Source organism: Arthrobacter sp. BB-1, from assembly GCF_006151685.1.
In the GTDB taxonomy this organism is placed as follows: Bacteria; Actinomycetota; Actinomycetes; order Actinomycetales; family Micrococcaceae; genus Arthrobacter.
Genome location: NZ_VDEV01000023.1, coordinates 24,682 through 32,055, shown reverse-complemented (window position 1 = coordinate 32,055; position 7,374 = coordinate 24,682). Strand labels below are relative to the sequence as shown.

The 7,374-nt window shown below is 64.8% G+C and carries 9 protein-coding genes; 3 read left to right on the top strand and 6 right to left on the bottom strand.

All coding sequences use genetic code 11. The features are described from left to right. Positions 1-219, bottom strand: a 219-nt coding sequence (locus FHJ30_RS13680; protein ID WP_139029829.1) for an SDR family NAD(P)-dependent oxidoreductase, incomplete at its 3' end; no start/stop codon positions are given. A 142-nt stretch (positions 220-361) separates the two neighbouring features. Between FHJ30_RS13680 and FHJ30_RS13675 the strand changes: the two genes are divergently transcribed. After that, positions 362-964, top strand: a complete 603-nt coding sequence (locus FHJ30_RS13675; protein ID WP_139029828.1) for a TetR/AcrR family transcriptional regulator — start codon at positions 362-364, stop codon at positions 962-964. A 101-nt stretch (positions 965-1,065) separates the two neighbouring features. Beyond that, positions 1,066-1,677, top strand: coding sequence for a hypothetical protein (locus FHJ30_RS13670; RefSeq protein WP_139029827.1), 612 nt, complete (start codon positions 1,066-1,068; stop codon positions 1,675-1,677). 49 nt (positions 1,678-1,726) lie between these two features. On the opposite strand, the gene FHJ30_RS13665 is transcribed toward FHJ30_RS13670, so the two are convergent. Beyond that, positions 1,727-2,584, bottom strand: a complete 858-nt coding sequence (locus FHJ30_RS13665) for a hypothetical protein (RefSeq protein WP_139029826.1) — start codon at positions 2,582-2,584, stop codon at positions 1,727-1,729. Between the two features lie 7 nt (positions 2,585-2,591). Next, positions 2,592-3,614: a 2,3,4,5-tetrahydropyridine-2,6-dicarboxylate N-succinyltransferase gene (dapD, locus tag FHJ30_RS13660; protein WP_139029825.1), complete on the bottom strand. Its 1,023-nt coding sequence runs from the start codon at positions 3,612-3,614 to the stop codon at positions 2,592-2,594. A 50-nt stretch (positions 3,615-3,664) separates the two neighbouring features. On the opposite strand from dapD, the gene dapE reads away from it, so the two are divergent. Then, positions 3,665-4,801, top strand: coding sequence for a succinyl-diaminopimelate desuccinylase (gene dapE / locus FHJ30_RS13655; protein ID WP_139029824.1), 1,137 nt, complete (start codon positions 3,665-3,667; stop codon positions 4,799-4,801). Positions 4,802-4,877: 76 nt separating this feature from the next. On the opposite strand, the gene FHJ30_RS13650 is transcribed toward dapE, so the two are convergent. The 3 genes from FHJ30_RS13650 to FHJ30_RS13640 all read right to left on the bottom strand — a co-directional run bounded on the left by FHJ30_RS13650 (position 4,878) and on the right by FHJ30_RS13640 (position 7,337). After that, entirely contained in the window at positions 4,878-5,717 is an 840-nt protein-coding gene (locus tag FHJ30_RS13650) for an amino acid ABC transporter permease (protein ID WP_139029823.1), read from the bottom strand. Then, the gene (locus tag FHJ30_RS13645; RefSeq protein WP_139029822.1) at positions 5,714-6,364 is read right to left on the bottom strand and encodes an amino acid ABC transporter permease; all 651 of its coding nucleotides are present in this window, start codon (positions 6,362-6,364) and stop codon (positions 5,714-5,716) included. Before FHJ30_RS13645 ends, FHJ30_RS13650 begins: the two co-directional genes overlap by 4 nt. Positions 6,365-6,449: 85 nt before the next feature. Beyond that, a complete protein-coding gene (locus FHJ30_RS13640) occupies positions 6,450-7,337 on the bottom strand; it encodes a glutamate ABC transporter substrate-binding protein (RefSeq protein WP_139029821.1) in 888 nt (295 codons plus the stop codon). Positions 7,338-7,374: the final 37 nt, after the last annotated feature.

The window sequence follows — 7,374 nt, the reverse complement described above, 5'->3', positions numbered from 1 at the left end:
AGCGCTGTCGGCGAAGACACGCTCGACGGCGGCCTCGTCCACGAGGTCGACATTATGGAACTTTGCGGTCTTGCCGCTGAGTTCGGCTACGCGCCGGAGGGACTCCTCGCTGGAGTTGACCAGGTTGTCGATCACCACCACGTCATGGCCGGCTTCCTGCAGGGACAAAACAGTGTGGGAACCGATGTAGCCGGTGCCTCCGGTGACCAGAATCTTCATGCCTCAACGCTATCCCAACAACACGTACTGCCGCCGCCGCATCCCGGATGCCGGGCAGCGTAGCTGCCCGGGCCAGGGTCAGATGCACGGGCCACGGCATGCCGGGGCCCCTAGGAGCGCACATCCGTGCTAAATAGAAGTAGTGCCCAAAATCGTAGATGCCGAAACCCGGCGCCAGGACGTGGTTGAAGCAGTTCTTCGGATCATTGCAGGTGACGGGCTGGAGCGGGCCTCGCTGCGGGAAGTGGCCGATGAGGCCGGGCTCGCTGTGGGTTCCGTGCGGCACTACTTCGCCGGCAGCGAGGAACTGCTCTCCTACTCATTCGCCACTGTAGTGGACCGCATCGTCCGCCGGCTTGGAATGTCCCTGCCGGCGGTGCATGAGGCCGTTCCCGGCTCCGATGAGCACCGCGGGGCCGTGTTAACACTGCTGTGCGGCATCCTGCCCCTGGATGAGCAGCGTGCGCTCGAGGCGTGCGCCTGGATGGCGTTCAAGAATGCGGCCAGGGTGCGGCCGTTCCTGGCTGCCGAGGCGGACCGGAGCCACCGCGAGGTGGCCGTCATCGTGGGGCGGGTAGTCAGCGCCTTGATGCCGGAGGACGAGCCGCAGGAAAGCCTTGTGCTGGAGGCGGAGAGGCTGCTGGCAACGCTCGATGGGCTGTGCATGCATGCGCTGCTGCAACCCGAATGGATGACGCGCGATATGTGCATCGACGTCCTTGAACGGCACCTCGACGGGATGTGATGACAGCCACTAACGTGGGCATTGGGGGGAATAGACTGATTACCAGGGGGCGCTGCCCGATCACCCAACCCCGGTAAGAGCACGCCACGGAAGGACGTCGGATGCATCAGACAAGCGGTACCAGGTGGCAAATCACCACGGACACGTCAGGGCCCATGATGATAGCCCTGTACGTCCGGGATACTGCAGGGCTTGACGGGGCAGGGCAGCCATCATTGTCCCATGCGGCGCCAAAGGTCCGCCGCGCCGACCATTCGCACCTGACCGCGGATGTCGGTGGCCTCAGTGCATTGAAGACAGAGTGGGAAGCCTGGTGGGAACAGCTGCTCAAGGCCCATCCCCACACGTCCCCGGACCTGTCACCGCCCAACTTCGATGCCTTCGGCAATTCGCCAGCGCTGCAGCGTGTGCTGCAGGCACATTTCGGTGCTGCCCTCACCTGGGCCCGGGAGCGCAGGAGCGAGTACGCCGAGATAGAGGCGGAGCGGGCAGCCAGCGGTGCGGACCAGCTTCTTGAGGACATGGTCGATGACAGGCTCATGGAGGTGGGCCGTGATTCCCGTGACTTCAAGCTGACCATCATCGAGCTGCCGCTGAACGAACAGCGGGCCTGGTACATGGAGCCGGACAAGATCATCATGAGCAACAAGCTGATGGGCGAGCCGGAGCTTTTCCGCAGCTACGTGCAGCCAGTGGTGGAGATCCTGGTTTAGGGTGCCTTGGCCTGGGCGCAGACGCCGACTGCACCGCGATAGCCCGCCCTCAACTGGCAGTCTCGCCAGCAGCTACGGTGATCCGGACCTCGCCCTCGGGGGCTGTAGATTCCTGCCAGCCGTCCCGCGATGCACGGTTCCAGCTCCTGCCCGCCACCTCAACCTGTGTGACCTCAAAGCCTTTGGCGTTGGCAACCGCCCATTGGGCCACGGACCATGCCTGGCTGCCCGCAGCCTCGACCACCAGGGTCTCACCGTCAACGGTTGTTCCCAGCGGGCCGTACGCCTGGTCCAGCTCGGCGGACACCGCTGCGGCGTCGCCGCCAGTGCCGGCGGCGCGGAGGGTGCATTCGACGGCCTCTGGCGTCTGGCCGGTCAGGCCGGAAGCAAAGGTCCGTCCCATTTCCTCGTGCTGCGCGTAGGCGGTGGGGTAGGCGGAACGCTGCACGCGCTGGGCTGCCTCGGTAATTTCAAGTGACTCATAGCCGGGGATCTTTACCAGGGCGTCATAGAAGGCATTCGCCGCGTAGTACGGATCCATGATCTGTTCCTCCGTCCCCCACCCCTGGGAAGGACGCTGCTGGAACAGTCCGCGCGAGTCCGGGCCGGCCTGGTCTCCGTGCTCGATATTCCGCAGCTTGGACTCCTGCATGGCGGTAGCCAGCGCAATGCTCGCAGCCCGCGGTGGAAGTCCGCGCTGCACGGCAACAGCGGTGATCAGCGCCGCGTAGACGGCCTGGTCCGGGGCCAGCTCGGAGGTCCGCTCGTCAATCACGGCCCTGCAGCGTTCCGAAACGAGGGTTTCGGAACGCTGCAGGAAAAACACGGCCGAATAGATGCCGCCGGCTACCAGTGCCAGGGTGAGCACCAGTACCACGAGGCGGCGCAGGCTGCGTCTTCGTGCCATGGAAGGATCAGTTGGCGTGCAGGGCGTCGTTGAGTTCCACGGTCTGGCCCTGGCGGGGGAGGACCTCCACCACGCCCGTGGTGGAGTTGCGGCGGAACAGCAGGTTGGGCACGCCGGACAGTTCCGCGGCCTTGACGATCTTGGTGGTGTCCTCACCCACCTCATCCTTTGGCCCGGGGACACGGACCCGGGTTCCCGCGGTGACGTACAGCCCCGCCTCGACCACGGAGTCGTCACCGATGCTGATGCCGACGCCTGAGTTTGCGCCGAGCAGGACCCGCTCGCCGATGGTGATTTTTTCCTTGCCCCCGCCCGAAAGGGTGCCCATGATGGAGGCGCCGCCGCCGACGTCGCTGCCGTTGCCGGTCACTACGCCCGCCGAGATGCGGCCTTCCACCATGGAGGTTCCCAGGGTTCCGGCATTGAAGTTGACGAAGCCTTCGTGCATCACGGTGGTGCCTTCCGCCAGGTGGGCACCCAGCCGCACACGGTCGGCGTCGGCAATCCTTACGCCGGTGGGCACCACGTAGTCCACCATGCGCGGGAACTTGTCGATGCCGTAGACGGTGACGGCGCCGCGGCGCCGCAGCCGCGCGCGGGTCAGCTCGAAGCCCTCCACGGGGGCGGGGCCGAAGTTGGTCCAGACGACGTTGGGCAGGTTGCCGAAGATGCCGTCCAGGTTGATGGTGTTGGGCTTGACGAGGCGGTGCGAGAGGAGGTGCAGGCGCAGGTAGGCATCGGCGGTATCGGCCGGGGCCTCATCGAGGTTGATCTGGACAAAAACCACTTTCTGCTCCGTGCCGCGGTCCTCGTCGGCACCATTCTCTGCGATGAGGATGAGGGACTGGTCCGCGTCCTCCACGGAACGCAGGTTTTCGGCGGCAACACCGAGGGCCGGTGCCGGAAACCACACATCCAGTACGCTGGCGTCGGCGGTGGCAATGGTGGCCACGCCGAAGCCGTAGGCGGAGCGATCGTCGGTGGTTGCGTTCGAGGTTTCGGGCACGGCGGAAGAAGCAGTCTCAGTCATGGCCCCAGTCTATCGAGGGGCAGGGACAGGGTCCGAACTAGACTGGCTTCGTGACTGCCGAAACCACTCCGGACCCTTCCACCCTGACGCTCGACCTCCGCCAGGACGTTGCGCTCCTTACAGCCGCCATCATGGACATCAACAGTGTGTCCGGAAATGAAACGGAACTGGCGGACGCCATTGAGGCGGCGCTGTTGGGCATCCCCCAACTGAGCGTGCTCCGGGACGGGGATTCTATGATCGCCCGTACCGAGCTGGGCTGTCCGGAGCGGGTCATCCTGGCAGGGCACCTGGACACCGTTCCGCTGCCCCTGGCGGACGGAGCAAAAGGGACTGTCCCCTCCACCTGGGACTCCGGCGTCCCCGGCGAGGGGATCCTGTACGGCCGCGGCGCGACGGACATGAAGGGCGGCGTCGCGGTGCAGCTTGCCCTCGCCGCCACCATGTTCGACGACGGGGCGTCGCCGAAGCGGGACGTCACCTTCGTCTTCTACGACCACGAGGAAGTGGAGGCCGTCAAAAGCGGACTTGGCCGGCTGGTGCGGAACCACGGCCACCTGCTGGACGGAGACTTTGCGATCCTGCTGGAACCAACCCACGGGACGGTGGAAGGTGGCTGCAACGGCACCAGCCGGTTTGAAGTAACAACCGTGGGGGAGGCTGCCCATTCCGCACGCGCATGGATGGGCAGCAACGCCATCCACGCCGCCGCGCCAATTTTGGCGAGGCTGGCCGCGTACCAGCCGCTGACCGTCAACGTGGACGGACTGGAGTACCGGGAGAGCCTCAACGCCGTGAAGATCAACGGCGGCACTGCCGGAAACGTCATCCCGGACCGCTGCGTGGTGGAGATCAACTACCGGTTTGCCCCGGACAAGACGCCGGACCAGGCCGAAGCCGTGGTACGGGAACTCCTTGAGGGGTTTGACGTGGTCCGCACCGATGCTGCCGCCGGGGCGCGGCCCGGCCTCCAGCACCCTGCGGCTGCGTCCTTCGTCTCCGCCGTGGGCGCCAGGCCGAAGCCCAAATACGGCTGGACCGACGTCGCGCGTTTCAGCGAACTGGGGATTCCGGCAGTGAACTTCGGGCCCGGGGACCCGCTGCTGGCGCACAAGGACAATGAGCACGTTGACGCTGAGGCCATCCGTACCTGCCTGCGGGCACTGCAGGACTGGATGGCAGGCTAGGCCGCCGGCCTGCGCCCCCGTTAAGACAGTGATGGCCCGGATCCGAAGATCCGGGCCATCACTGTGTCGGTACAGCCTAGGGCGCTCCCGCCTCCACTGCGGCGGGTTCGGCCTTGGCCATTCCGCCTGCAGCCTTCTTGGAGCCGCGGCGCTCGATCCACACCGCGATCCTTGAAACAAGGATGTTGATGGCGATGTATATTGCGGCGGCCACAAAGAAGATGGGGAACAGGAACTGCGTACCCAGGAAGTCCGCCATCACCTGCACCGCGCGCAGGAGTTCGCCGTACGCCACGATGTAGCCGAGCGAGGTGTCCTTCAGGAGGACCACCATCTGCGCCACCAGGGACGGCATCATGCGGCGGATCGCCTGCGGGAGCTCGATCTGCATGCGGGACTGGAAGCTCGTCAGGCCGATGGCCAGGCCGGCTTCACGCTGCCCCTTTGGCAGGGACTGGATGCCGGCCCGGATGATTTCGGCGAACACAGCTGAGTTGTAGAGCACCAGGCCGGTGACAACAGCAATGAACGGCGAGGTACCGAAGCCCAACAGGACGAACAGCATCATCAGGACGACGGGCATGCCGCGGAGGAACTCCAGCACCACCCGGGTGGGGATCCTGATGAAGGCGGCATCAGAGATTCGCAGCAGGCAGAGGAGCAGTCCGAGGGGGAAGGCGATAACCGCCGCCAGGGCTGCCGCGCTCAGGGTGGCGCCGAGGCCGTTTCCCAGGAGCGTCCACACGTCGCCGCGGGTGAAGATCTGCCAGCGGCGGCCCTCAAAAATGCCCTGCTGCGCGAGGGTCATGACAATCCATGCCAGCAGGCCGAGGATCAGCACGGAACCGGCAATCGAAGCGATCAGGGAGACGCGCCGGGCCTTGGGGCCGGGAACGTCGTAAAGGACTGAGCTCATCGGGCAATCGCCACCTTTCGTTCCACCGTGCTGGCTAGGATGCCCAGCGGAACGGTGAGGAGCAGATAGAAGAACGCCGTTCCCAACAGCACCGCGATGACGGCGTCACCGTTGGCGTTGGCCAGCTGGCGGCCGTAGCCGAAGAGTTCCAAAACAAAGAATGCACCCGCCACGGAGGAGTTCTTCACCAGCGCAATCAGGATGTTGATCAGCGGCGGGATCACCGTCCTCAGGGCCTGCGGCAGGATGATGAGGGACAACACCTGGCCAAACTTCATGCCAATGCTGCGGGCGGCCTCAGCCTGACCCACCGGAACGCTGTTGACACCCGAACGCACAGCTTCGGCGATGAACGCTGCGGTGTAGGTGCTGAGGGCAATGATCGCGGCAACCTCAAACTGCTCAAACTTGACCCCGAGGCGGGGGAGCACGATGGCGGCGAAGAAGAAGGCGATGGTCAGGGGTGTGTTCCGGAGAACCTCCACGTAGACCGTGCTGAAGCTACGGAGGGCAGCCACCGGGGAAACCCTGGCAGCCGCAAGCAGCGTGCCCAATACCAGCGCGATGATCCCGGATACGGCTGAAAGAAAAAGGGTGCGGAGAAAACCGTTCCAGTACAGGGGCAGGTTTTCAAGAATGACGTCCATAGGATCCTTCGGCTCTGGGAGTGGACGGAAGTGAAGGCGTGGCGTCGCCGGGACCGGCGGACCGGCCCCGGCAACGAACGGCCGCCTAGTAGCGGTTGATCGTGGGCAGGCTGGGCGCAGTCTTGATGACTTCGCCGGCAGTGGCCTCCCAGGCCTTCTTGTAGCTTCCGTCCTTTTCGAAGGACTCCAGCTGGTCATTGATCCAGTTGCGGAACTCGGTGTCGTCCTTCTTCAGGCCGATGCCGTAGGGCTCCTTGGTGAACGTTTCGTCGGAAGCCAGCTTGAAGGCGTCCGGTTCCTTGTCAACGAAACCGGCAAGGATGACGTTGTCCGTGGTGACCGCTTCAACCTGCTTGTTGCGCAGCGGCTCCAGGCATGCCGAGTAGGTTGCGGCCGGGACCAGCTCTGCCCCGTACTTGTCCACGATGGTGGCGGCCGGCGTCGAACCGGTGACCGAGCAGACCTTCTTGCCCTTGACGTCTTCCGGCTTCTTGATGGAGTCGTTGTCCTTGTTCACCATGAGGGCCTGGCCGGCCTCGTAGTACGGCCCGGCGAAGCTGACAACCTGCTTGCGCTTGTCATTGATGGTGTACGTGGCGATAACCAGGTCCACCTTGCCCTGCTCGATGAAGGGTTCGCGGTTGGCCGAGACAGTCTCGGACCATTCGATCTTGTCCGCAGCGATGCCCAGCTTGGCGGCGATGAGCTTGCCGATTTCGACGTCGAAGCCGACCGGCTTGCCGTCCAGGCCCACCTGGCCGAAGAGCGGCTGGTCGAACTTGGTGCCGATCTTGATCGTGCCGGCCTTGGAGAGCTTCTCCATGGTGGTCCCGGCTGCGAAGGACGGCTTCTCGGCAGGGCTGGGGTTGGTGGTCGTTCCGCCGCCGCCTCCGCCGCAGGCGCTCAGGGACAGGGCGAGGGCGGCGGTAGCCGCCACGAAGAATGATTTCCGCCGGGTCATAAATGCCTTCATGACATTCCTTTCATTGATGGCCGTGGGTCACGGCCTC